We start from the raw sequence: 25252 nt of genomic DNA, 5'->3' as shown, positions 1-25252 counted from the left end.
GTTCTCCTTGAATTATTGGTCGCCGACTCCCAACAGGCTGCGCGCGTACTGGGCCAGCGGCGGGCCGATCAGGTCTTCGGGCTTGCTGTCGTGGAACGTCAGTAAACCGCCACGACTCTTGATCCGAGCAGTATCAATCAAATACTGGGTGCTGGTCTCGATCAACATGATCTGAATCACGCCGCCGTCGATGCCGAGACGATCAACCGCTTCTTCATCGAGCCATTCATCGGAGTTGCCGATGCGGTCGTCAGCCTTGGCGAAGCGGGTGTACAGCAGATAGTGCGCGCCAGCATCGCGAGCTTCGCCCATCGCCTGATCGAGGCCTTCCGGCGCACGGGCACGGCGGACCATCGGGAAGTATTCGACGAAGCCTTTGAAGGCTTCTTCAGCCACAACGTTCGGCCGTGGGTAAGAACCACCCGGCGGTGCGAACGCGCCTTGAGCGATGTAGATAAACGAGTCCGGCTGAATGCGGAAGTTGTTCACGCGGCGGCTATCGCTGTGGTCCAGCAAGCCTGCGTCGCTCATTTGGTAGCGAGTGCCTTCGGCCATATCGCTGACAGTCATACAGCCGCCAAGCGCCAAAACGGCCAGCAGCAAAACCAGGCTACGCATCCTATTCCTCCAGAGGCCGGTGACGGAAAACCGGCGAATGGCCGTTGGATGCAGCTTTTGCGCCAGCTCGGGATTTTTGGCGAATGATGGATCGCCTTCGCGAGCAAGCTCACTCCCACATTTGGAATGCGTTCAACCTGTGGGAGCTAGCCTGCTAGCGATGAGGGAAGTTCAGCCGCCGATAATCTTCATGACGGTAGCACCGCCCGAGAACGCCACTTCCTGTTTATCGCCCAACGCTTTGACCAGCAAACGCTGAAGCGCCGGCAGTGCCTGATGACGCGGCTTGTCGAGCAGATCACCAACATAGTGGCGGTTGCTCGATGACAGGCAGCCATGCAGCCAACCGGTCGACGACAAGCGCAACCGCGAGCACGTCCGGCAGAACGGCACGCTTTCGTTGGCGATCACCCCAAAGTTGCCAAGACCGGGAATTGCGTAACGCACGGCGGTGGCGTCTACGGGCGCATCGGTTTGTGCGTACTCATAACGTTCGCCAATCAGCTCCAACAGCTGCTGCAGACTGACAAACTGTTGCAGGAACGCATTGTTGTCCTTGGCTAGGTGGCCCATGCGCATCAATTCGATGAAGCGCAGTTCGTATCCGCGTTCCAGGCAGTAATCGAGCAGCGGCATGACCTGATCGAGGTTCTGCCCGCGCAACGGCACCATGTTGACCTTGATCTTCATCCCCGCCGCTTTCGCCTGATCCATGCCATCCAGCACGGTGGCCAGATCGCCGCCACGGGCGATGCTGCGGAAAGCACCGGCGTCGAGGGTATCGAGGGACACGTTGATCCGACGCAGACCGGCATCTACCAGCAACGGGAGTTTCTTCGCGAGGAGTTGACCGTTGGTGGTCAGGCTGATGTCTTCCAGGCCCATCTTGCCGACAGCGGTCATGAACGATTCGAGCTTGGGGCTGACCAGCGGCTCGCCGCCAGTGATGCGCAGCCGTTCGATGCCGGCGGCTTCGATCAGATACGCCACGCCACGCGCCATGGCCTCAGCCGACAGCTCATCCTGCGCAGCCACCAACCGCTTGCCGTTAGGCACGCAGTAGGTACACGCGTAATTGCAGGCTGAAGTCAGACTGATCCGCAAATTGCGAAAACGCCTGCCTTGACGGTCAACGATCATGATCACTCCGGCGAAAGAATTTCGAGCCGCTAAAACTTGACTCACAAATCAAGTTTTAGCAAGCCCTATGCCTGAGTATATTCCTGCGGTACTGCGTCATGTAGCTAAATCATGGCGCAATAAGGCAGCTGAATGGCTCAGCTGCTTGGGGTTTCCGGATCACGCTTGCGCTTGTTGCCCATGCGCACGCCGATGTCCATCAAGAACTGGAAGAAACCTTCCTGATCTTCCAGCACATTGCTCCAGAACGGCGAGTGATACAGCGCGACAGCGCCGTGCACCAGCGCCCAGGACGCGCAGTAGTGGAAGTACGGCGGCACGTCTTCGAGCTTGCCTTCGCTGATGCGCCCTTTGATCAGCAGGGTCAGGCGTTCGAAGTTCGAGGCGCGAATCTTGTGCAGCTCCTCGACCATTTCCGGCACCTGATTGCCTTTTACGACCTTCTCTTCGAGACGGTCGAACAGGCGATAGCGCTGCGGGTCGCGCATGCGGAATTCGAAGTAGGCGCGGGACAGCGCTTCCTTGTCCTTGTCGACATCGGCCGAATGCAGCAGCTCGTTCAAATCACGCTCGTAATCGAGCATCAGGCGCAGATAGATCTCGGCCTTGGATTTGAAGTGCTTGTAGATCGTGCCTTTGCCGATACCCACGGCATCAGCAATCATCTCGACGGTGACACTGTCTTCACCTTGGTCGAGGAACAGCTTGAGCGCGGTATCGAGAATTTCTTGCTCGCGGCGACGAAACTCACGGACCTTACGAGGTTCTTTGTGCATAAGAAAAGGTCTGAAGGGTCAAAATTCGAAGCCGCGTATTATGCCTAACTTGCGCAAAAATGCACGGATCATCCGACCATATCTGTGTTTCTTGTTCATTTTGAGAACGTTTTGGGCGCAATGAGAACTCAACTGAAGCGAACGTATTCCAAATTTGTTTAAAAACCCCGACCGGCTAACTGGACTGCACGCCAGACTGATCAATACTTGAACTGTCGGGCGACATCTCCCCCAAGTGTCGCGCCGATAAAGGTACCAAGGGACCGCGTGCCTTTGTTTTACTCCTAATGGTCTTAACCCGGATTCACCCCCCAGAACCCGGGTTTTTTTTGCCTGCGATTTAACGCTTGGCGCAGCTACCTGCACATCACAACTGTAGGAGCTGCCGCAGGCTGCGATCTTTTGCCTTTGCCTGTCAAAATCAAGATCAAAAGATCGCAGCCTTCGGCAGCTCCTACACGGCAGATTTAACGGAGGCCAATGGGAACAGACGCTTGAAGTTCTCGGTGGTCTGCTCGGCAAAACGCTCGTAGTTCTCACCGCGCAGCATGGCCAGGAATTCCGCCACTTCGCGCACATACTGCGGCAGATTGGGCTTGCCGCGATAAGGGATCGGCGCCAGATACGGCGAGTCGGTCTCCACCAGCAGACGATCCGCCGGGACCTTGCTCGCGACATCACGCAACGCATCGGCATTGCGGAATGTGACAATGCCCGACAAGGAAATGTAATAACCCATGTCCAGTGCAGCCTTGGCCATGTCCCAGTCTTCGGTGAAGCAATGCAGCACACCGGCCTGCGGCAACGCCGCTTCGCGCAGCAACTCAAGGGTGTCGGCACGGGCGCCACGGGTGTGGATGATCACCGGTTTGCCGGTGTGCTGCGCCGCTTGCAGGTGCAGACGGAATGACTCTTGCTGCAGCTCGGCCGCTTCCGGCTCGTAGTGATAATCCAGACCGGTTTCACCGATCGCCACCACTTTCGGGTGGTTGAGTTCGTGCAGCAGCCAGTCCAGCGCTGGGGCTGCGCCGGGTTGCACATCGAGCGGATGCACGCCAACCGAACAATCAACGTCGTCATAACGCTCAGCCAGGGCTTTGACGTCAGCGGCGTTGTCCGCACTCACGCCGATACACAGGAAGTGCCCTACTCCGCGCCCACGGGCCGCATCCAGTGCGGCATCCAGCGAGCCGTCATGGGCGGCGAGGTCAAGGCGATCAAGGTGACAATGGGAATCTACAAGCATAAAAAGACGGCTACTTACATCGTATGAGTGGGACGGTCGGATTTAAGCGCTCCGGCCAGATGGGTTTCGATGCGACTGCGCGCGGTATTGTCGCCATCGTTGAACTGTACGCCGACGCCGGCAGCGCGATTGCCTTGCGCCCCTTTCGGGGTGATCCACGCAACCTTGCCGGCCACCGGGATCTTCTCGGCCTCGTCCATCAGGTTGAGCAGCATGAACACCTCATCGCCCAACCTGTAACTCTTGTTGGTCGGGATGAAAAGGCCACCGTTCTTGATGAACGGCATGTAGGCGGCGTAGAGCACTGACTTGTCCTTGATGGTCAGGGACAAAATGCCGTTGCGCGGCCCCGGGCTGACGGGTTCATTCATGTTGACCTCCACTGCTGATGTTCAGAGTCTAGGTACACATTCTTATCTTTGACCAGGCAATCCCGCCCATTGCACCAACAACGCTTCCAGCAGCAAGGCCGGATTCAGGTTGGCTTTGCTCATGACCTTCTGCCGCTGGGCGAGGATCCAGTCCTGAATATCGAGGACTTTACCTTGCGCACTTTTCTGCGCCAGGTACTGTACGACCTTGCGCATGTCGGTCAGGCCGAGGCCGGCTTCATCCTGAGTCAGTTGATAACGCAGGATCAGACTCGACCAATCGCAGAACCAGTCGAACAGACGCAGCATCGGAATGCTTTTCCATTCTTCGGCCAGTTGCGTCGGCGACTGCTGCTGCTTGAGCAGTTTTTTCACGCCTTCGACCACTTGTGCACGCTGCTCGCGCACGCCCTGAGACTGCAGACTGACCGCCATCAACGGCGAGCCGGCCGCCAGCGTCAGCAATTCGACACGTTCGTCTTCGGAGCAATCCGGCAACGCCTGAGCCAGCCATTGCAGGCTCATCGCTTCGCCGGGCAGCGGACAGGCCTGCTGCACACAACGACTCTTGATCGTCGGCAGCAAACGACTGGTCTGATGGCTGACCAACAGCAACACGGTATCGCCGGACGGTTCTTCAAGGCTCTTGAGCAAAGCGTTGGCAGCGTTGATGTTCATCGCCTCGACTGGCTCGATCAGCACCACTTTGCGCCCGCCCAGTTGCGCGGTCTGCACCACGAAACTGACCAGATCACGCACCTGATCGACCTTGATCGCCTTGTCGGTTTCTTCCGGTTCGAGGATGTAATTATCCGGGTGACTACCGGCCTTGAGCAGCAGGCAGGATTTGCACTCGCCGCAAGCTTCCGGCGTCGGACGCTGGCACAACAGACTCGCCATCAGACGCTCGGCCAGTGCGCGCTTGCCGATCCCGGCCGGGCCATGCAGCAGATAGGCGTGTGCGTGCTGCTTACGCCCGGCCAGTTGCTGCCAGAGGCTGTCCTGCCACGGGTAGGCCTCAGCCACGGGCCAGCTCCAGCAGATTCGGAATCAGGGTATCCAGCGATTGTTGAACCTTGGCCAATGGCTGACCGGCATCGATGCGCACATAGCGCGCAGGATCGGCTTCGGCACGTTTGAGGAAAGCGCTACGCACGGCCTCGAAAAAAGCCCGACCTTCCAATTCAAAACGATCCAGACGACCGCGGGCACTGGCGCGGGCCAGACCGATTTCCACCGGCAGATCAAAAATCAGCGTCAGGTCCGGGCGCAGATCACCTTGCACAAAGGTTTCCAGCGCGGCGATGCGCTCCAGTGACAAGCCGCGACCGCCGCCCTGATAGGCGTAAGTGGAATCGGTAAAGCGATCGCACAGGACCACCGCGCCTCGGGCCATGGCCGGGCGAATCACTTCGGCCAGATGCTGGGCACGTGCAGCGAATACCAGCAACAGTTCGGCATCCGGATTCATGACTTCGTCAGCCGGCGCCAGCAGCACCTCGCGAATTCGCTCGGCCAGCGGCGTGCCACCGGGCTCACGGGTCAGCACCACTTCGATACCGGCGGCGCGCAGGCGCTCGGCGAGGTATTCGCGGTTGGTGCTTTTGCCGGCGCCTTCCGGGCCTTCCAAGGTAATAAACAAGCCAGTCACAGGCAGTCCTTAATCAAAGTCATTGCGTGTTTTGTGGGGCGGCGGCTTCTGGAGTCGGCGCTGGCTCCTGTGGTGCCACCTGTGGCACCGACTCCGGTGTTACATCCGGAGATGCCGCAGGAATCGCATCCTCGGCAGCGGGAGCCGCTTCAGGCGTTTGCGCCGGCGCAGGGCTGGAGCGGTAATCGGCACGGCGCTTGAGCTGGTACTCACGCACCGCATTGTTATGTGCATCGAGATCGTCAGAGAACACATGACTACCGTCACCACGCGCAACAAAGTACAGGCTGGTACCGTCTACCGGGTTCAATGCGGCGTGAATCGCTTCGCGGCCAACCATCGCGATCGGCGTCGGCGGCAAGCCGGGGATCACGTAAGTGTTATACGCCGTCGGCTCTTTCAGATGCGCGCGGGTCAACTTGCCGGTATAGCGATCGCCCAGACCATAGATGACGGTCGGATCGGTCTGCAGTTGCATGCCCAAGGCCAGGCGACGCACAAAGACACCGGCAATCTGCCCACGCTCCTGCGGCACGCCGGTTTCCTTCTCGACCAGCGACGCCATGATCAGCGCTTGATAAGGTTCGGTGTACGGCACATCGGCAGAACGACTTTCCCATTCTTTCGCCAGCACTTCATCAAGGCGATCAAAGGCTTTCTTCAACAACTCAGCATCGGACATGCCGCGCACAAAGCGGTAGGTATCAGGGAAGAAACGGCCTTCCGGGAACAAGCCCTTATGACCAATCTTCGCCATGACGTCGCTGTCGCTCAAACCGTTCAGGGTCTGCTCGACCTTGTCATCCTTGGCCAACGCCGCGCGCACCTGATGGAAATTCCAGCCCTCGACCAGCGTCAGGCTGTACTGCACCACTTCACCGCGCCTCCACAAGTCGATCAGACCGTTGACGGTCATCCCCGGCTGCATGCGGTATTCACCGCTGTGGATCGGTGTACCGGCGAGGTTGAAGCGCCAATAGACGCGCAGCCAGAAGGCGTCCTTGATGACGCCATCGGTTTCAAGTGAAAGGAAAGTACGGGTCGGTGTCGAGCCTTTCGGCACATCCAGCAGCTCTTCCTGCGTGATGTTCAGCGGCTGCTCCAGTGCGGAGTGAATCTTCCAGGCGCTAGCGCCCAGCAACAGCCCTGCCAGAACCAGTCCGGTTTCCAGCAGCAGCAAAAGTTTACGTCTCAAAATCAGGCATCCAATAGGGCGCGGGCAATGGTTTGCAGTTTACGGGTGAGCGGGCCAACCGGCCAGCTCAGTGCAGCACAGGCGCGTACCGGCCAGACACCATAAACACTGTTGCAGACAAACACTTCATCAGCCCATTGCAGCTGTTCGAGGCTGATATCGGCGATTTGCGTGGGGATGGCCAATGACTCGGCCTGAAACAATATTTCGGCGCGCATCACCCCGGCGACACCGCAACGCTTGAGGTCCGGCGTTATCAGCACACCGTCGCTTACCAGAAACAGATTGCTGAACACGCCCTCGATCACTCGACCGACCTGATCCAGCATCAAGCCTTCGGCGTGCTCGCTGTCCTGCCATTCGGCACGGGCGAGAACCTGCTCCAATCGATTGAGATGTTTGAGTCCGGCGAGAAGCGGCTGTTTGGACAGTCGCGTGTTGCAGGGAAACAGGCGAACGCCTTGTTCAGCATGCACAGCAGGATAAGTCGCCGCAGGATTGCCTTGCAGAATGCGTCGGCCCGGCGCCGCCGGGTCGGGCGCATAACCGCGCAAACCGTCGCCACGGCTGAGGATGAGCTTGAGCACACCCTCGCCCATCGCTGCTGCATAACTCAGCAGCTCATGGCGAATCAGCTCGATATCGGCCGCAATGGCCAGACGCGAACAGCCATCGGCCAGACGCGTCAGGTGCCGATCCAGCAGGATCGGCTGGCCGCTACGCACAGCGATAGTCTCGAACAGACCATCACCGTAAGCCAGGCCGCGATCTTTCAGCGACAGAGCGTCAGCCGGTTGACCGTCGACCCAACTGTCCATCAGCCTGCGAACCGGCGGAATGCCAAGGTGCCATTGGTGCCGCCAAAACCGAAGGAGTTGGACAGCACGACATCGATGTCCATGTTGCGCGCGGTGTGCGGCACAAAATCGAGATCGCAGCCTTCGTCCGGCTCATCGAGGTTGATGGTCGGCGGTGCGACCTGGCTGTTGATCGCCAGCACGCTGAAGATCGCCTCGACTGCGCCCGCCGCACCCAACAGGTGACCGGTCATCGATTTGGTCGAGCTGACTGCCAGCTTATAGGCGTGGTCACCGAACACCGACTTGATCGCGTTGGCTTCGGCGAGGTCGCCGGCCGGGGTCGAAGTGCCGTGGGCGTTGATGTACTGCACTTGATCGACGTTGATCTTCGCATCGCGCAACGCATTGGTGATGCAGCGTGCCGCACCGGCACCGTCGGCGGGTGGCGAAGTCATGTGGAACGCATCGCCACTGGTGCCGAAGCCGATCAGCTCGGCGTAGATGGTCGCGCCACGCGCCTTGGCGTGCTCCAGTTCTTCGAGAACCAGTGCACCGGCACCGTCGGAAAGGACGAAGCCATCACGGCCCTTGTCCCATGGACGGCTGGCACGGGTTGGCTCGTCGTTGCGGGTCGACAGTGCACGGGACGCGCCGAAGCCGCCCATGCCCAGACCGCATGCAGCCATTTCGGCACCGCCGGCGATCATCACGTCGGCTTCGTCGTACATGATGTTGCGCGCCGCCATGCCGATGCAGTGCGTACCGGTGGTACACGCCGTGGCGATGGCGTAGTTAGGTCCCTGTGCGCCCAGGTGGATGGACAGGAAACCGGAAATCATATTGATGATCGAGCCTGGCACGAAGAATGGCGAGATTCGACGCGGACCCGTCTCATGCAGAGTACGGCTGGTTTCTTCGATGTTGGTCAGACCGCCGATACCCGAACCCATGGCCACGCCAATGCGTTCACGGTTGGCGTCGGTGACTTCCAGACCGGCGTTGCGCACGGCTTGAAAGCCTGCGGCGAGGCCGTACTGAATGAACAGGTCGAGCTTGCGCGCTTCCTTGACCGACAGGTATTCCTCGACATTGAAGCCCTTTACCGAGCCGCCAAAGCGGGTGGAATAGGCAGAAAGGTCGGTGTGTTCGATCAGACCAATGCCACTGCGGCCAGCCAGAATGCCCTGCCAACTGCTCGGCACATCCGTGCCCAGTGGCGACAACATACCCATACCGGTGACTACGACGCGTCTACGCGACACAGCACTCTCCTTTTTCAAATGACGATTTTGCATCAGGCCTAAAGAAAAAACCGCACGCCATGATGGCAGTGCGGTTTTTCCATGACAGCAAACAACGATTACAAACTATTACGCCTGGTGGCTAGTAACGTAGTCGATTGCAGCTTGTACAGTAGTGATCTTTTCAGCTTCTTCGTCAGGGATTTCGGTCTCGAATTCCTCTTCCAGAGCCATCACCAGCTCAACGGTGTCAAGGGAGTCGGCACCCAGGTCTTCAACGAAGGAAGCAGTGTTGACCACTTCTTCTTCTTTAACACCCAGTTGCTCGGCAACGATTTTCTTGACGCGCTCTTCGATGGTGCTCATACCTTGTTTTCACTCCTAATGGACAAATTCAGGCAGCTGGCCAGTGGGTAAGTGTATAGAAAGACTTTTCAGCTTTTCAACTGAAAGCTTCACTCCTCAAACCCTGCGGCCCTCTGCCTATAAATAGATTGCAGCTTTATAACGGATTTTAGACAGCTCGTATGACATTTTTTTGAAGCAATCCGTCACATTTTACTTACATGTACATCCCACCGTTCACCGGGATTGTAGCCCCAGTGACGTATGCCGCACCGTCGGATGCAAGAAAAGCGACCACAGACGCGATCTCTTGAGCTTGTCCCAGACGACCCAGCGGAATCTGCGTCTGCAAGGCTTCACGCTGTGCTTCAGGCAGCTCGCGCGTCATATCGGTGTCGATAAACCCAGGGGTTACCGAGTTGACTGTAATCGAACGCGAACCGACTTCACGCGCCATCGCACGGCTGAAACCTTCCAGACCGGCCTTGGCGGCTGCATAGTTTACTTGGCCTGCGTTGCCCATGGCACCCACTACCGAGCCAATACTGATAATTCGGCCCCAACGCGCCTTGGTCATTCCGCGCAGAACGCCCTTGGACAGGCGGAACAGACTGTTCAGGTTGGTATCGATCACGTCGTACCACTCGTCGTCTTTCATGCGCATCATCAGGTTATCGCGGGTGATGCCAGCATTATTGACCAGGATCGCCACTGGCGCACCAAACTGCTCCTGAATGCTTGCCAGCACCGCGCTGACCGATTCATCGCTGGTGACGTTCAGCTCAAGGCCCGTGCCCTGGATACCATTTTCCTTCAGGGTGGCAGCAATACGCTCAGCGCCCGAAGCGGAGGTCGCGGTGCCAATAACAATGGCGCCCTGACGACCCAGTTCCAGCGCGATAGCCTGACCAATGCCGCGGCTTGCACCGGTAACCAGTGCAACTTTACCTTGCAGACTCATGCAAGTTTCTCCTGATTCAGGCTTGCGCTGCACGGGCGGCAGCGAAAGCGTCTGGGGTATTGAGGGTGGAAGTCGCGACGCCTTCAGCGCAACGTTTGTTCAGACCGGCCAGCACTTTGCCCGGGCCGCATTCGACCAGATTGGTCGCGCCCTTGGCGGCCAGAGTCTGTACCGACTCGACCCAGCGTACTGGCTTATAGAGTTGTTCGAGCAGATCGCGCTTGAGGGTTTCCAGATCGGCCGGCACTTGCGCGCTGACGTTCTGTACGACCGGGATCTGCGGCGCCTGCCAGTCGATGGCGGCGATGGATTCAGCAAAGCGCTCGGCAGCCGGACGCATCAGTTCACAGTGCGAAGGCACGCTCACTGGCAACGGCATGGCGCGCTTGGCACCACGCGCCTTGCAGCCTTCGATGGCGCGCTCGACAGCAGCCTTGGCCCCGGCGATTACCACCTGGCCTGGCGAATTGAAGTTGACGGCGCTGACGACTTCGCCTTGCGCAGCTTCTGCGCAGGCTGCCAGCACGTCGGCATCTTCCAGACCAAGAATGGCAGCCATGCCGCCCTGCCCGGCCGGAACCGCTTCCTGCATCAACTGACCGCGACGCTCAACGAGCTTGACCGCGTCAGCCAGTGTCAGGCTGCCGGCAGCGACCAGCGCGCTGTATTCGCCCAGGCTGTGACCGGCAACAAATGCCGGACGCGCTCCGCCTTCAGACAGCCACAGACGCCACAGGGCGATCGAAGCGGTCAGAATGGCCGGTTGGGTTTTATCGGTTTGATTGAGCAGCTCTTCCGGGCCCTGTTGGGTCAGTGCCCACAGGTCATAGCCCAGAGCCTCAGAAGCTTCTTTGAACGTTTCGAGGATCAACGGATATTCCGCGCCCAGCTCGGCCAACATGCCGAGGGACTGCGAACCCTGTCCTGGAAAGACGAATGCGAGGGAAGCAGACATGTAACAAGCCCCTAATGATCTTGTCGTCGGAAAATGACGCCCCGCTGGGGGACGCAAGAAACTGACAGTTGGATGGCCCTTTGAACCGGGCGGTCACATTTAAGCATTGTCCGACGAAAACGCCTAAGACAACAAATCCTCCAGACGACCGTGGAGGCGTTCGGGAAGATTCTCCTGAATCTCGATCAGCGCGCGCTGAATCGCGCTCTGAAAGCCCTGGACCCCGGCCGAACCGTGACTTTTCACGACGATACCCTGCAAACCGAGAAAGCTTGCGCCGTTATGTCGCGCCGGCGCCAGATCCGCCTGCAAGCGCTTCATCAGTGGCAACGCCAAAGCCCCTACCGCACGGGAAGCCAGATTCTTTTTGAACAACGCTTCAATACGTGCAGCAATCATCGTCGCCAGGCCTTCGCTGGACTTCAGCAGGATATTGCCGACAAAACCATCGCAAACCACCACGTCAGCCTCTCCGCGATACAACCCGTCGCCTTCGATAAAACCGATGTAGTTGATACCGCGAGCAGCTTGCAGCAGTGTCGCAGCCAGTTTGACCTGCTGATTGCCCTTGATGTCTTCGGTGCCGATGTTCAGCAGCGCGACACGCGGGCGATGGATGCCCAGCGTCTGCGCCGCCACCGAGCCCATCACCGCAAATTGCAGCAAATGCTCGGCACTGCAATCGACATTGGCGCCCAGATCGAGCAACTGGCAAAAACCCTTCTGCGTCGGAATCGCGGCAACCATGGCCGGACGGTCAATACCCGGTAACGTTTTCAGAACGAACCGCGACAGCGCCATCAACGCACCGGTATTACCGGCACTGACACACGCTTGAGCCTTGCCGTCACGCACCAGTTCGAGAGCAACACGCATCGACGAATCCGGCTTGCCGCGCAAGGCCTGGGTCGGTTTTTCGTCCATGGTGATGACTTCGCTGGCCGCAACAATCGTCAGGCGCGCGCGATCGGCAGCCGATTGGCCGTTGATCAATTCTTCAAGAAGGGAGGGTTGACCGACGAGGGTCAGGTGCAGCGAGGGCGTAGCAGACAGGCAAGCAAGGCTGGCCTGAACAATGCTGCGGGGACCGAAGTCCCCGCCCATTGCGTCAATCGCGATGACTTGAGCGGACAAGTGATTACTCGTCAGCGCCCTTGTCGATCACTTTACGGCCACGGTATACGCCTTCTGGCGATACGTGGTGACGCAGGTGAACTTCACCAGTGGTTTTTTCTACAGACAGAGTGCTAGCCTCGAGAGCGTCGTGCGAACGGCGCATGTCACGGGCAGAGCGGGATTTTTTGTTCTGCTGAACAGCCATAATTGATTAACTCCTAAACGTTTGGGTCACGCTTTAACTGCGCCAATACACTGAACGGGTTGGACCGCGTTGACTCGTCCTCGCTCGGTTCGGGCTCATCGAGACCCGCCGGCTGCTGGCATTCTTCCGGATGATGAGCAGGCACAATGGGCAAGGCGAGCAGAAGCTCCTCCTCGATCAGTGACTGCAGATCCAATGGATCTTCGCCCAGTTCCAGCACGTCATAACCTTTCGGCAACGACTGGGTATTCGCACCCTCTTTCACCACAGCATAACTGCATTCGCTGTGGATCGGCAGGGTGACCAGCTCAAGACAACGCTGGCAAACCATTTTGACCTCGGTGTCGATAAAGCTGTGGATTACCACAGATTTACGTTCATCTCGTTCAAAAACGAATTTCGCCTGCACCGTACCGACATTGTCGGAAAGCGGGTCGCAGAGTCTCTCCAAATCGGCCAGCAGCATTTCACCTTGAAGGGTGGTGCCACGATCAGCCAATTTGCGCGGGTCAACGTGAGGTGGAATCGGGTCATTCAACATAGGCGCAGCATTATAGGGATGCACCCACCCATGTCAAAGGAAATTGTGCCCTGTCCGTCACTTGCGTGCCTCCGCTAGAATTCGCACCTGCCTCAGGAGACGCGAATGCTGCCTTTATTACTCGCTTCAAGCTCGACTTATCGTCGTGAATTGCTCGCCCGCCTGCACCTGCCGTTCGTCTGCAGCTCGCCGGATATCGATGAAAGCCATCGCCCGGGCGAGTCAGCCATCGAACTGGTCAAGCGCCTCGCCGAACAAAAAGCCCGGGCACTGGCCGACAGCCACCCCGCTCACCTGATTATTGGCTCAGACCAGGTTGCCGTGCTTGGCGAGCAGATTATCGGCAAGCCGCACACGTTCGAGAAAGCCCGCGAACAACTAATGGCCGCCAGCGGCGCCAGCGTGACATTTCTGACCGGCCTGGCCTTGCTCAATAGCCAGACGGGCGAGTGCCAGGTCGATTGTGTGCCATTCACTGTCCATATGCGCCAACTCGATCAGGCGCGCGTTGAGCGCTATCTGCGCATCGAGCAGCCCTACGACTGCGCGGGCAGTTTCAAGGCTGAAGGCCTCGGCGTAAGCCTGTTCCAGTCCACAGCAGGCCCGGATGCCACCAGCCTGATCGGCTTGCCGCTGATTCGCCTGATCGACATGCTTTTGGATGAAGGCGTGCAGATTCCCTGACCCACAAAAAACCGGCCATCAAGGCCGGTTTTTTCATGCAGTGATTTGTTAACGCAACGAAGGCCCGTGGAAACCCATCCACATCGCCAACTGCTCAGCCACACTGGCACCGAGCTTCTTCGAGAAGCGATCGAACGGCGACTCCTGAACAGTGAAGTCCACCAACTCCTTCTCACCAATCACATCCCGCGCCACCGAGCTGGCATTGCCCAGACCGTCAATCAAACCCAGTGGCAGCGCCTGCTCGCCCGACCAGACCAACCCGGAAAACAGCTCCGGATGTTCTTTGTCTTTCAGACGATCGCCACGACCCTGCTTGACGCTGTTGATGAACTGCTTGTGCGTGGTATCCAACACGCCTTGCCAGAACGCCGTTTCTTCAGGCTTCTGCGGCTGGAACGGGTCAAGGAACGACTTGTGCTCGCCCGAGGTGTACGTGCGACGCTCAACGCCAAGTTTCTCCATGGTGCCGACAAAGCCGTAACCCGCCGCCGTCACACCAATGGAGCCAACCAGACTCGCCTTGTCGGCGTAGATCTGGTCCGCCGCACTGGCGATGTAATAAGCACCGGACGCACCCAGATCGGAAATCACCGCATACACCTTGATCTCCGGGTGCAGACCGCGCAGACGTTTGATCTCGTCATATACATAACCCGACTGCACCGGACTGCCGCCAGGACTGTTGATCCGCAGGATCACGCCCTTGACCTTCTTGTCCTCGAACGCCGCCCGCAGACTGCCGACGATGTTGTCGGCGCTGGCCGGCTCTTTATCGGCAATCATGCCAGTGACGTCGATCAGCGCGGTGTAGTTCGACCCGCGCGTGGCGCTTTTTTCCATGTCCATCAGTGGCGTGAACAGAATCAGCGCCACAAACAGATAAACAAACGTCAGCAGCTTGAAGAAAATCCCCCAACGCCGCGAACGACGCTGTTCCTGCACACCGGCCAGCAGGGTCTTTTCCAACAGCTTCCAGCTTTTCTCGTCACCGCCGTCGGCACTTGCCTTGGCCGGTGCTTTCCATTCGTCGGTCATGCCATCCACCCCAGCAAAAACGTATTAAGCCTGCTGTTCCAGCCAGGCATGCAATTCACAAAAACGGTCGATCGACAGACGTGGCTCGAACTGCTGCAGCGATTCGATCGATTGCGCGCCATAACTGACCGCCACCGAGTCCATCCCTGCGTTACGCGCCATCAGCAGATCGAAGGACGAATCGCCGACCATCAGCGCCTGCTCCGCGCGCACACCGCAGTGAGCAAGGATCTGCTCCAGCATCAGAGGATGCGGCTTGCTCGCAGTTTCATCGGCAGCACGGGTGATATCGAAATAATCTTCCCAGCCATTGGCCTTGAGCACCCGATCCAGCCCGCGACGATTCTTGCCGGTGGCGACGGCCAGGTGATAACCCTGCTCGCGAAAGGACGCCATCGACTCGACAACGCCTTCGAACAACGGCGAAGGCACGGCTTCCGCGGCGATGTAGTGATCGGCGTAATACTCGCGAAACAAGGTCATTTCGGCATCGCTGATCTCGGGATACAGCGTGCGAATCGCCTCGGGCAAACCCAGACCGATGATGCCTTTGACGGCAAAGTCATCGCGCAACTCGAAACCGGAGCGCCCGGACGCCGAGTGCATCGCCTCGACAATCCGGTGAATGGAGTCGGCCAGCGTGCCGTCCCAATCGAAAATCAGCAGTTTGTAATCAGATGGGCGCACTCAATCGCTCCACGGTCTTGGCCCACATTTCATCGACCGGCGCCTGCAAGGTCAGCTTGCCGCCATCGGGCAGCGGCACGGTCAGCATGTAGGCGTGCAGGAACAGGCGCTTGCCGCCCAGATCGCGGATTTCCTTGGTGAAATCCTCATCGCCGTACTTGCTGTCGCCAGCAATGCAATGGCCAGCATGCAAGGTGTGCACGCGAATCTGGTGAGTACGACCGGTAACCGGTTTAGCCTCGACCATGGTGGCGAAATCACCGAAACGGCGCAGCACCTTGAACATGGTCAGGGCTTCTTTGCCCTCGTCATTGACTTCGACCATGCGCTCGCCGGAACGCAGATTGCTCTTGAGCAATGGCGCACTGACTTTCTTGATCGAAGTCGCCCAGTTGCCGCGTACCAGCGCCATGTACCGCTTGTCGACGCCATCGCCGCGCAACTGCTCATGCAAGTGACGCAACATGCTGCGCTTTTTCGCGATCATCAGTAGGCCGGAGGTGTCACGGTCGAGACGGTGAACCAGTTCCAATTCCTTGGCATCGGGGCGCAACTGACGAAAGGCTTCGATCACGCCGAAGTTCAGGCCGCTGCCACCGTGAACCGCAATGCCGGCGGGCTTGTTGATCACGATCAGGGCTTTGTCTTCGAAGACAATCGAGGCTTCCAGGCGCTGCAGCAAACCCTGTGCAAGTGGCACCGGTTCGTCACGCTCAGGCACGCGAACGGGCGGCACGCGCACGATATCACCGGCCTGCAGCTTGTATTCGGGCTTGATCCGACCTTTGTTCACGCGCACTTCGCCTTTACGCAAAATGCGGTAAATCAAGGTCTTGGGCACGCCTTTGAGCCGGGCGAGGAGAAAGTTGTCGATTCGTTGGCCGGCATACTCCGGCGAGACTTCAAGCAATTGAACGCCTGGAGTCGAAGGGGCAGTAGTTGTCATGCCGCGGATGATAACAATTTTTATGGAATTGAAGCACTTAATCATTGCTGCTATAGTCGCGAACGCCGCCAAAAGCGGCCTGGACAGAGGAACCACGGTCAAAAACCGGCCCTGACCAACGCAATTCACCAGGACGCGAGGCCGTCCTACGGGGCTTTCGCTACGTAACGGTGGAGTTTGCAGTTGTAACAAGCGCAGGTGACATGAGGCCTGAATTACACCGCCGAGCAGAGTTTTTACTCGCCTGGCAGGCACACATTCAAGGCCAGTTCACAAAGTGCAGTCAGCTGCAGATGACCCCGAGCGAATGCTTCGGAAACAACGCCTGAATTAGCCATGATGCGTGACCTCCCCTATCGGAGCTCACGGTAAATGCCAACCCGCTGCGGATTCTGCGCGCGGCAGCACCCGAATTATCAGGGATACGTGTAGGGTGGAGATGCACAACCGCCGGACTGTGTAGCAATAGGCTTTATCAAGACGCTTCATCTCGTCCACAGCCGCTGGTTGATTCCTCCTCCTGACTGAGTGCTTAAGTAGCCACAGCAAGCAGGACGCGTACGTCGCTATATCGGCCCAATTGGCCGCATATCGCTGGACACGGGAATGGCCAACCACTCCCGACGCACCTGACACCGACCGTGAGAAGTCGTGTGTGCCGAACGCCGTTTCCGGCAGCCCGGAAACCGACGGTACTACATGAAAAGAATGCTGATTAACGCAACTCAACCCGAAGAGTTGCGTGTTGCACTGGTAGATGGCCAACGCCTCTACGACCTGGACATCGAATCCGGTGCACGCGAGCAGAAGAAGGCCAACATCTATAAAGGCCGCATCACTCGCATCGAACCAAGCCTTGAGGCTGCCTTTGTCGATTTCGGCTCCGAGCGCCACGGCTTCCTGCCCCTCAAAGAAATCTCCCGCGAGTACTTCAAGAAAGCCCCTGAAGGCCGCGTCAACATCAAGGACGTCCTGAGCGAAGGCCAGGAAGTCATCGTTCAGGTCGAGAAAGAAGAACGTGGCAACAAGGGCGCAGCCCTGACCACCTTCATCAGCCTGGCCGGTCGTTACCTCGTGCTGATGCCGAACAACCCGCGTGCCGGCGGCATCTCCCGTCGCATCGAAGGCGAAGAGCGCAACGAACTGCGTGAAGCGCTGAACGGTCTGGTTGCGCCAGCCGACATGGGTCTGATCGTGCGCACTGCCGGCCTGGGCCGCAGCAGCGAAGAAATGCAGTGGGACCTCGATTACCTGCTGCAACTGTGGACCGCCATCAAAGAAGCCTCGCTGGATCGCTCCGCGCCTTTCCTGATCTACCAGGAAAGCAACGTGATCATCCGCGCCATCCGCGATTACCTGCGCCAGGACATCGGCGAAGTGCTGATCGACAGCGTTGAAGCCCAGGACGAAGCCCTGACCTTCATCCGCCAGGTGATGCCGCAGTACGCCAGCAAGATCAAGCTGTACGAAGACAGCGTGCCGCTGTTCAACCGTTTCCAGATCGAAAGCCAGATCGAGACCGCTTTCCAGCGCGTCGTTGAACTGCCTTCCGGCGGCTCCATCGTTATCGATCCGACCGAAGCTCTGGTGTCCATCGACATCAACTCGGCGCGCGCCACCAAAGGCAGCGACATCGAAGAAACCGCTCTGCAGACCAACCTTGAAGCCGCCGAAGAAATCGCCCGTCAGTTGCGCCTGCGTGACATCGGCGGCCTGATCGTCATCGACTTCATCGACATGACCCCTGCCAAGAACCAGCGCGCCGTGGAAGAGAAAGTCCGCGAATGCCTGGAAGCCGACCGCGCTCGCGTGCAGATCGGCCGCATCTCGCGCTTCGGCCTGCTGGAAATGTCCCGTCAGCGCCTGCGTCCATCCCTGGGCGAAAGCAGCGGCATCGTCTGCCCGCGTTGCAACGGCACCGGCATCATCCGTGACGTTGAATCGCTGTCGCTGGCGATCCTGCGCCTGATCGAAGAAGAAGCTCTGAAAGACCGCACTGCCGAAGTGCGCGCTCAGGTGCCGATCCCGGTCGCCGCGTTCCTGCTCAACGAAAAACGCAACTCGATCACCAAGATCGAACTGCGCACCCGCGCTCGTATCGTCATCCTGCCGAACGATCACCTCGAAACGCCGCACTTCGAAGTTCAGCGTCTGCGTGACGACAGCCCGGAAGCCGCGACCAACCAGTCCAGCTACGAAATCGCTGCTGCCGCTGCTGAAGTCGAAGAAGTTCAGCCAGCCGCTGCGACCCGCACCCTGGTTCGCCAGGAAGCTGCGGTCAAGACTGCTCCGGCCCGCGCCAACGCTCCGGTTCCGACCGAAGCCGCCGCGCCTGTTGCTCCGGCACCGGCGCCAGTTGCCGCGCCAGAGCCAAGCCTGTTCAAAGGCCTGGTGAAATCGCTGGTCAGCCTGTTCGCCACCAAAGAAGAGCCTGCCGCTCCGGTTGTGGTTGAAAAACCAGCCACCGAGCGCCCGGCCCGTAACGAAGAACGTCGCAACGGTCGTCAGCAGAGCCGCAACCGTAATGGTCGCCGCGATGAAGAGCGCAAACCGCGTGAAGAACGTGCACCGCGTGAAGAACGCGCCCCACGTGAACCGCGCGAAGAGCGTGCGCCACGCGAAGCCCGTGAAGTCCGCGAGCCTCGTGAAGCCCGCACCGAAGCACCAGTTGCCCGCGAAGAGCGCGCACCACGTGCTCCGCGTGAAGAACGTGCGCCACGTGCACCGCGCGAAGACCGCAAGCCACGTGGCGAGCGCGAAGAGCGTGTACGTGAACTGCGCGAGCCACTGGACGCCGCTCCAGTGACTGCAGACACCGCAGTTGTTACCGCTGAAGAGCGCCCGGCCCGTCAGCCACGTGAAGAGCGCGCACCGCGTCCGCCGCGTGAAGAGCGTCAGCCACGCGCCGAACAGGCCGCTGCTGCCGTCGCTGAAGAAGAAGTGAACAGCAACGAAGAGCAACTGCCGGAAGACGGTTCGGAGAACGCCGAAGGCGATCGTCCACGTCGTCGTTCGCGCGGTCAGCGTCGTCGCAGCAACCGTCGTGAGCGTCAGCGTGATGCCAACGGCAACGTGATCGAAGGTTCGGAAGAATCCGAAGCCGGCGAAAACGGCGAAGGCCCAGGCACTGCCGATCTGGCTGCTGGCCTGGCGGTGACCGCCGCTGTTGCCAGCACCGTGATCAGCGCCCCGGCTGAAGCACAAGCTCACGAGCAAGCCGAACGCGCCACCGCTGCTGTTCAGGAAACCGCTCCAGTGGAAGCGCCGGTAGTTGAAGCGACCACTCCGGTAGAAGTGGTTGCTGCTCCGGAAGTCGAAGTGGCACCGGTTCAGGAAACCTTGCCTCAGGTAGAGCCAGCTCCAGCCGTGGTTGCCGAGCCGGTGGTTGAAACCGTCGCTGAAACCGTGACTGAAACCGTGCGTGAAGTTCGCGAAGAGCAGACCGCTTTCAACTGGGTTGCCGAACCAGCAACCGCTGAAACGCCTGCGCCTGTGGTTGAAGCACCGGTTGTTGAAGCGCCAGTGTTCGAAGCGCCAGTAGTTGAAGAAACCAAGGTTGCCGAGCCAGTGGTCGTTGCTGAACCAGCGCCCGTTGTCGAAGCGCCAGTGGTTGCCGAAGCGCCAGCCCCGGTGGTTGAAGCACCGGCTCCGGTCAGCGCCCTGACGCCAAGCGGCCGCGCGCCGAACGATCCACGTGAAGTGCGTCGTCGCAAGCGTGAAGAAGAGCGTCTGCAGAAGGAAGCCGAACTGGCTGCCGCAGCTGCTCCAGTCGCTGCCGTGGTCGAGGCAGCTCCTGCCCCGGTCGCTGAAGAAGCGGTAGTTGAAGCGGTGATCGCTGAAGCACCACGCTCCGTTCAGGACGCGGTCGAGCAACACCAAGAGGCCGAGGAAAAAGAGCACGAGCCTAAACCTCTCGTGTAATTCCCAAAGCCGTTAAAAAGCCCCGCCTGATTATTCAGGCGGGGCTTTTTTATGCATCGATTTTTTGTGGTGGATTCTAGATTTCCCCCTCACCCCAGCCCTCCCGAACGTCGGACCGCCCCCAGGGGGCGAGGGGGAAAGGGAGCCGATCTCCGTGTACTTCAAGGCCGGTGCTCGACTCGAAGTTTGGGTCGGTGCACCTCGAAAGAACACGTCGGTCAGTCCCCTCTCCCTCTGGGCGGTCCGACGTTTCGGGAGGGTTAGGGTGAGGGCCTCTAAGGAATTCACACAGATCTCAAGACGAGGCAAAAACCAAAGCCTCAGGCACATCGATATCCCACAGAACGCCTGGATCATCGACAGCAATCTCCACCACCCTGCCCTGCGTGAACAACGGCCTGGCCCCACGATCACCGCTCAACGCCTGCAACCCCGCGCCAAACGAACGCCCAAACCCCACAGGATGACCAAACTCGCCATCCTGCACCGGCACACTCACCGCATCGTCAGCAATCGCCTCAACCACACGCTCAATACTCGACGGCAAGATAAACGGCATATCCCCCAGCACAATCAACCAGCCATCAGCATCCGGGCACACGGTAACGCCAGCGGCAATACTGTCACCCATCCCGGTCGATTCGATCGAGACCACGTCACAACCATAAGCCTGCGCCATGCGCATCACCTGCGGCCGTGCCTCGGTCGTCACCAGCACGCGCTTGTCCAGACTGGCCGGCAGATTCACCAGCACCTGCTCGATCACCGAACGCACCGCACCATCCCGCCCGGTGCAGTCCGCCAGCAACTTGTCCTTGTCGGCACCCGCCACCTGGCGAAAGCGACTGCCCTCGCCCGCCGCCAGCACAATCACTGCAATGGATCGACTCATGTGCCCTCCAGGTTTTTTTTCTGCTTCAGTTCGACGCCGTTCTTGATTGCGACGATTTCCGCCAACAACGACAAGGCAATTTCCGCCGGCGAATGACTGCCGATGTGCAAGCCGATCGGCCCGTGCAGTCGATTGATCGCCTCTACCGACAAGCCTAGCTGAGCGAGATTCTCCCGACGTTTCTGACTGTTGACCCGCGAGCCGAGCGCGCCAACATAGAAGGCTGGCGAATCCAGCGCCGTCAGCAATGCCATGTCATCCAGACGCGGATCGTGAGTCAGCGCGACAATCGCCGTGCGCTCATCGGTCTGGATGCTCAGCACCGCGTCATCTGGCATGCCCGGGACGAAACGCCCGTGATGCTCCTCCCAACCGTAGACAAACTCGGTGCGCGGATCGCAGATCAATACCTCGAAATCCAGCAGTCGAGCCATGTCCGCGACGTAGCGGGACAACTGGCCGGCGCCGATCAACAGCAGACGCCAGCGCGGACCGTAAATGGCGCGCAGGGTTTTGCCATCGAATTCCAGCGCATCGCTTTTGCTCGCCGGTGACAGAAGCACTTCGCCGGTTTCGATGTTCAGTTCGCGAGCAACGATCTCGTGAGCCTCACAACGGGCCAGCAATTCGGCAACCCAGGCAGGGTCGCCGACGCGCTCTTCGGTCAGGCGCAACGTGCCGCCGCAAGGCAAGCCAAAGCGCGCCGCCTCTTCACGCGTGACGCCATAAGTAATCAACTGCACCGGCGGCCCATCGGTGGCGATCCGTCCATCGTGCAGGCGGGCGATCAAGTCATCCTCGACGCAGCCGCCCGACACCGAACCAATCACCACGCCATCCTCGCGCAAGGCGAGCATGGCGCCGGGCGCCCGGGGCGCAGTGCCCCAGGTCTGCACCACGCTGAACAGCACCACCCGCTGCCCGGCGCGGCGCCATTCGAGGACGCTGCGCAGGACATTGAGGTCGACGCTGTCCATTACGCCTCTGCCTTCTGCCAGCCCTGCAACTGATAACGCACCGGCAGATTGCGGATGCGCTTGCCGGTGGCGGCGAAGATCGCGTTGCACAGTGCCGGCGCAATCGGTGGCACGCCCGGTTCGCCAACGCCGCCCAACGGCACGTCGCCCGGCGGTGTCACCAGATGCACGGCGACTTCCTTCGGCGCCAGCGACATGCGCGCCACTTCGTACATGTGGAAGTTGTCCTGCTGCACCTTGCCGTCCTTGAAGCTGATTTCGCCCAGCACCGCGTTGCCCAAGCCCATCACGCAAGCGCCTTCGAACTGCGAACGAATGCGCTCGGGGTTGATCTGCGGCCCGCAGTCCACGGCAATGTCAGCCTTGTGCACGATCAGCGTACCGTCGTCTTTTACTTCAACCTCAATCACCGCCGCCACATAGGTGACGAAGCTGTAATGCACCGCCAGACCCAGACCACGGCCCTTCGGCAGTTTGCGTCCCCAACCGGCTGCTTTCGCGGCGGTTTCCAGCACGGTGCGCATGCGCCCGGTATCGATTGGATAACGCTCGGGCGATTCGCCGTAGTTCCACTCTTCGCTCAAGGTGCGCGGGTCGATCTGGCGATCCGGGCCGAGCAGTTTGATCTGGTATTTGAGCGGATCTTCGCCGGCCTTGTGCGCCAGCTCATCGACGAAACTCTGGATCGCGAAACCATGGGGAATGTTCGACACCGAGCGATACCAGCCGACTCGCGTGTGCACGGTGGCTTCGGGGTTTTCCAGACGCACATTGGGAATCGCGTAGGCCATGTTGGTGAAGCCCATACCCAGTTCGAATGCCGCTTCATGGTTCATGCCCGGCGCGAACAACGCAGTGATGCTCGGTGCCACGGTGCGATGCAGCCAACCGGACGGCATACCGTCCTTGCCCACGCCCGCCTTGAGGTACTCAGCAGACACAGTGTGGAAATACGAGTTGTGGATGTCATCTTCACGCGTCCACTGCACCCGCACGGCTTTACCGGGAAACTCTTTGGCGAGAATCGCTGCTTCAACGACGAAGTCCGGTTTCGACTTGCGGCCGAAACCGCCGCCAAGCAAGGTGACATTGAACGTGACGTTGTCGAACGGCAGCCCAAGACGCTCGGCGATGCGTTCGCGGGTGACTTGTGGCGCCTGACTCGGCGCCCACGCTTCGCAAACGCCATCCTTGTAACGGGCGATGGCGACCATGGGCTCCATCGGTGCCTGCGCCAAGTGCGGCAGGTAATACGAAGCTTCGAGCGTACTCGCGGCGCCGCTCAGGGCCTTGTCGATATCGCCGGTGTTGCGCACCACTTTGCCAGGCTTCAGCGACGCAGCTTCCAGTTCCTTGCGATAGGCGATCGAGTCATAACTGGCGTTCGGCCCATCGTCCCATTCGATTTTCAGCGCCTCGCGGCCCTTGATCGCTGCCCAGGTATTGCTGGCCACCACGGCCACACCGCCCAACGGTTGGAATTCCGAAGGCAACGGGCGACTTTCGATCTGCAGCACTTTGAGTACGCCAGGGACTTTCAGCGCGGCGCTGTCATCCAGCGATTTGACCTTGCCGCCGTACACCGCCGGACGGGCGATGGTCGCGTACAACATGCCATCGAAATGCACATCGGCGCCGTACACGGCACGACCGTTGACGATGTCGTCACCGTCGATGGCTTTGCTGCCTTCCTTGCCGATGTAGCGAAATTCCGACGGTTGCTTGAGGCGCAGACTGTCACGCGCCGGCACTGGCAACGCACTGGCGGCAGCGGCGAGTTCGCCATAGCCCAGTTCACGGCCGGACGGTTTATGGATGACTTTATGCAACTGCGCGTGGCATTCGCCGACCGGCACTTTCCACTGCGCAGCGGCAGCTTGCTCGAGCATGGTCCGCGCCGCCGCGCCACAACGACGCATCGGCTCGTACCAATGACGCATGCTGCGCGAACCGTCAGTGTCCTGGTTACCGAAACGCACTTCATCGCCCGGCGCCTGTTGCACTTTGACGTGCGCCCAGTCGGCTTCCAACTCGTCGGCAACGACCATGGTCAGACTGGTGCGCACGCCCTGGCCCATTTCCGAACGGTTGCAGACCACGGTGACGGTGCCGTCAGCGGCGATGCTGACGTAGACCTTCGGATCATCGATCCAGCCATTAGGCATGCCATCGGCGCCGAACTGTTTCGGTTTGTCCTCGGCCAACGCATCCTGCCAGCCCCAACTCGCCGCCAGCACCAGCGCACCGGTGGCGCCGACGCCTTTGAGAAAACCGCGACGGCTGAGATTGCTCAGGGCGAAATCATTCGGAAGACGGCTCATGCCTTGGCCTCCTTCAAGTGAGTGGAGGCCTGACGAATAGCGGTTTTGATTCGGTTGTAGGTGCCGCAGCGACAAATATTGCCGACCATGGCTTCTTCGATCTGCTCGTCGCTCGGGTTCGGGTTGGTCTTGAGCAACGCGGTGGCCGACATGATTTGCCCGCCCTGACAGAAACCGCATTGGGCTACAGCGGTGTCGAGCCAGGCTTGCTGGACGACCTGACCCACCGGGTCGGCGTGCAGGTTATCGATGGTGGTGACGTTCTGTCCGACCACCGAGCCGATCGGCGTGATGCAACTGCGCGCGGGCAAGCCATCGATATGAATGGTGCACGCGCCACACAGGCCCATGCCGCAGCCAAATTTGGTGCCGTTGTAACCGGCGACATCACGAATCGCCCACAACAGCGGCATGTCTTCAGTGACATCGAGGGGAAGGTCTTGACCGTTGAGCTTCAGGGTAATCATGGGCACGCCCGCATATTTTTAGTGGTTATGGGGTCGAGCAATCTGCCGCCGGAAAATCAGCGGTGTGGTTCACGCAGATCGACTCAGGCTAATCAGGCTCTCTCGTGCCGACGGGAACGTCTGCACCGGGCCTTTGGTGGAGCAAATGACGGTTATCG

At 59.5% G+C, this 25252-nt stretch carries 25 protein-coding genes; 2 read left to right on the top strand and 23 right to left on the bottom strand.

Translation table 11 applies throughout. The features are described from left to right. Positions 1-12: 12 nt before the first annotated feature. From ACM6JQ_RS23800 to ACM6JQ_RS23725, 16 genes are all read right to left on the bottom strand, one after another. A complete protein-coding gene (locus ACM6JQ_RS23800) occupies positions 13-618 on the bottom strand; it encodes a DUF4823 domain-containing protein (protein WP_007908280.1) in 606 nt (201 codons plus the stop codon). 171 nt (positions 619-789) lie between these two features. Continuing rightward, positions 790-1758 (bottom strand): GTP 3',8-cyclase MoaA, encoded by a 969-nt coding sequence (locus ACM6JQ_RS23795; protein WP_007908278.1) that lies wholly within the window; start codon positions 1756-1758, stop codon positions 790-792. Positions 1759-1895: 137 nt separating this feature from the next. Then, entirely contained in the window at positions 1896-2534 is a 639-nt protein-coding gene (locus tag ACM6JQ_RS23790; RefSeq protein WP_007908276.1) for a TetR/AcrR family transcriptional regulator, read from the bottom strand. 454 nt (positions 2535-2988) lie between these two features. Continuing rightward, positions 2989-3780, bottom strand: coding sequence for a TatD family hydrolase (locus tag ACM6JQ_RS23785; protein WP_007908274.1), 792 nt, complete (start codon positions 3778-3780; stop codon positions 2989-2991). A 14-nt stretch (positions 3781-3794) separates the two neighbouring features. Further along, the gene (locus ACM6JQ_RS23780) at positions 3795-4151 is read right to left on the bottom strand and encodes a PilZ domain-containing protein (protein WP_007908272.1); all 357 of its coding nucleotides are present in this window, start codon (positions 4149-4151) and stop codon (positions 3795-3797) included. 42 nt (positions 4152-4193) lie between these two features. Continuing rightward, positions 4194-5177: a DNA polymerase III subunit delta' gene (locus ACM6JQ_RS23775; RefSeq protein ID WP_414894762.1), complete on the bottom strand. Its 984-nt coding sequence runs from the start codon at positions 5175-5177 to the stop codon at positions 4194-4196. Next, on the bottom strand, positions 5170-5802 hold the full coding sequence (gene tmk / locus ACM6JQ_RS23770; protein ID WP_007908268.1) for a dTMP kinase: 633 nt from the start codon (positions 5800-5802) through the stop codon (positions 5170-5172). The genes ACM6JQ_RS23775 and tmk overlap by 8 nt, the downstream gene beginning before the upstream one ends. A 19-nt stretch (positions 5803-5821) precedes the next feature. After that, the gene (mltG, locus tag ACM6JQ_RS23765; RefSeq protein WP_414894761.1) at positions 5822-6997 is read right to left on the bottom strand and encodes an endolytic transglycosylase MltG; all 1176 of its coding nucleotides are present in this window, start codon (positions 6995-6997) and stop codon (positions 5822-5824) included. Between the two features lie 2 nt (positions 6998-6999). Beyond that, on the bottom strand, positions 7000-7815 hold the full coding sequence (gene pabC, locus ACM6JQ_RS23760; protein WP_007908266.1) for an aminodeoxychorismate lyase: 816 nt from the start codon (positions 7813-7815) through the stop codon (positions 7000-7002). Then, on the bottom strand, positions 7815-9059 hold the full coding sequence (gene fabF, locus ACM6JQ_RS23755) for a beta-ketoacyl-ACP synthase II (protein WP_007908259.1): 1245 nt from the start codon (positions 9057-9059) through the stop codon (positions 7815-7817). The genes pabC and fabF overlap by 1 nt, the downstream gene beginning before the upstream one ends. A 108-nt stretch (positions 9060-9167) precedes the next feature. Beyond that, on the bottom strand, positions 9168-9404 hold the full coding sequence (gene acpP, locus ACM6JQ_RS23750) for an acyl carrier protein (protein ID WP_003175607.1): 237 nt from the start codon (positions 9402-9404) through the stop codon (positions 9168-9170). Between the two features lie 196 nt (positions 9405-9600). After that, positions 9601-10344, bottom strand: a complete 744-nt coding sequence (gene fabG, locus ACM6JQ_RS23745) for a 3-oxoacyl-ACP reductase FabG (protein ID WP_007908254.1) — start codon at positions 10342-10344, stop codon at positions 9601-9603. A 16-nt stretch (positions 10345-10360) separates the two neighbouring features. Continuing rightward, entirely contained in the window at positions 10361-11299 is a 939-nt protein-coding gene (fabD, locus tag ACM6JQ_RS23740; protein WP_414894760.1) for an ACP S-malonyltransferase, read from the bottom strand. 123 nt (positions 11300-11422) lie between these two features. After that, complete coding sequence (plsX, locus tag ACM6JQ_RS23735; protein WP_081498723.1) at positions 11423-12433, bottom strand: phosphate acyltransferase PlsX; 1011 nt, start codon at positions 12431-12433, stop codon at positions 11423-11425. A 4-nt stretch (positions 12434-12437) separates the two neighbouring features. Further along, the gene (rpmF, locus tag ACM6JQ_RS23730) at positions 12438-12620 is read right to left on the bottom strand and encodes a 50S ribosomal protein L32 (RefSeq protein ID WP_003179396.1); all 183 of its coding nucleotides are present in this window, start codon (positions 12618-12620) and stop codon (positions 12438-12440) included. 13 nt (positions 12621-12633) lie between these two features. After that, positions 12634-13161 (bottom strand): YceD family protein, encoded by a 528-nt coding sequence (locus tag ACM6JQ_RS23725; RefSeq protein ID WP_007908248.1) that lies wholly within the window; start codon positions 13159-13161, stop codon positions 12634-12636. 105 nt (positions 13162-13266) lie between these two features. On the opposite strand from ACM6JQ_RS23725, the gene ACM6JQ_RS23720 reads away from it, so the two are divergent. Next, positions 13267-13845: a Maf family protein gene (locus ACM6JQ_RS23720; RefSeq protein ID WP_007908245.1), complete on the top strand. Its 579-nt coding sequence runs from the start codon at positions 13267-13269 to the stop codon at positions 13843-13845. 48 nt (positions 13846-13893) lie between these two features. On the opposite strand, the gene sppA is transcribed toward ACM6JQ_RS23720, so the two are convergent. The 3 genes from sppA to rluC are packed head-to-tail and all read right to left on the bottom strand — an operon-like array spanning position 13894 to position 16516. Beyond that, entirely contained in the window at positions 13894-14883 is a 990-nt protein-coding gene (gene sppA, locus ACM6JQ_RS23715; RefSeq protein WP_007908243.1) for a signal peptide peptidase SppA, read from the bottom strand. 24 nt (positions 14884-14907) lie between these two features. Further along, the gene (locus ACM6JQ_RS23710; protein ID WP_007908241.1) at positions 14908-15570 is read right to left on the bottom strand and encodes an HAD-IA family hydrolase; all 663 of its coding nucleotides are present in this window, start codon (positions 15568-15570) and stop codon (positions 14908-14910) included. Then, positions 15557-16516 carry a 23S rRNA pseudouridine(955/2504/2580) synthase RluC gene (gene rluC / locus ACM6JQ_RS23705; RefSeq protein ID WP_034155359.1) on the bottom strand — a complete coding sequence of 320 codons (960 nt, stop codon included), beginning with the start codon at positions 16514-16516 and terminating at the stop codon, positions 15557-15559. Before rluC ends, ACM6JQ_RS23710 begins: the two co-directional genes overlap by 14 nt. 699 nt (positions 16517-17215) lie before the next feature. Between rluC and rne the strand changes: the two genes are divergently transcribed. After that, positions 17216-20437, top strand: coding sequence for a ribonuclease E (rne, locus tag ACM6JQ_RS23700; protein ID WP_007908237.1), 3222 nt, complete (start codon positions 17216-17218; stop codon positions 20435-20437). 295 nt (positions 20438-20732) lie between these two features. Here the strand turns inward: rne and ACM6JQ_RS23695 are convergent, their stop codons facing one another. From ACM6JQ_RS23695 to ACM6JQ_RS23680, 4 genes are read right to left on the bottom strand one after another with little or no spacing between them, the layout of a single operon-like run. Continuing rightward, complete coding sequence (locus ACM6JQ_RS23695; RefSeq protein WP_414894759.1) at positions 20733-21329, bottom strand: nucleotidyltransferase family protein; 597 nt, start codon at positions 21327-21329, stop codon at positions 20733-20735. Beyond that, the gene (locus ACM6JQ_RS23690; protein WP_414894758.1) at positions 21326-22306 is read right to left on the bottom strand and encodes an XdhC family protein; all 981 of its coding nucleotides are present in this window, start codon (positions 22304-22306) and stop codon (positions 21326-21328) included. The genes ACM6JQ_RS23695 and ACM6JQ_RS23690 overlap by 4 nt, the downstream gene beginning before the upstream one ends. Next, a complete protein-coding gene (locus tag ACM6JQ_RS23685) occupies positions 22306-24627 on the bottom strand; it encodes a molybdopterin cofactor-binding domain-containing protein (protein WP_414894757.1) in 2322 nt (773 codons plus the stop codon). Before ACM6JQ_RS23685 ends, ACM6JQ_RS23690 begins: the two co-directional genes overlap by 1 nt. After that, the gene (locus ACM6JQ_RS23680) at positions 24624-25094 is read right to left on the bottom strand and encodes a (2Fe-2S)-binding protein (RefSeq protein WP_007908233.1); all 471 of its coding nucleotides are present in this window, start codon (positions 25092-25094) and stop codon (positions 24624-24626) included. The genes ACM6JQ_RS23685 and ACM6JQ_RS23680 overlap by 4 nt, the downstream gene beginning before the upstream one ends. Positions 25095-25252 lie beyond the last annotated feature (158 nt).

This window comes from Pseudomonas sp. IT-232MI5, assembly GCF_949767845.1.
Taxonomy (GTDB): Bacteria; Pseudomonadota; Gammaproteobacteria; order Pseudomonadales; family Pseudomonadaceae; genus Aquipseudomonas.
The sequence above is the reverse complement of the archived record's forward strand: the minus strand, read 5'-3'. Positions and strand labels throughout refer to the sequence as shown.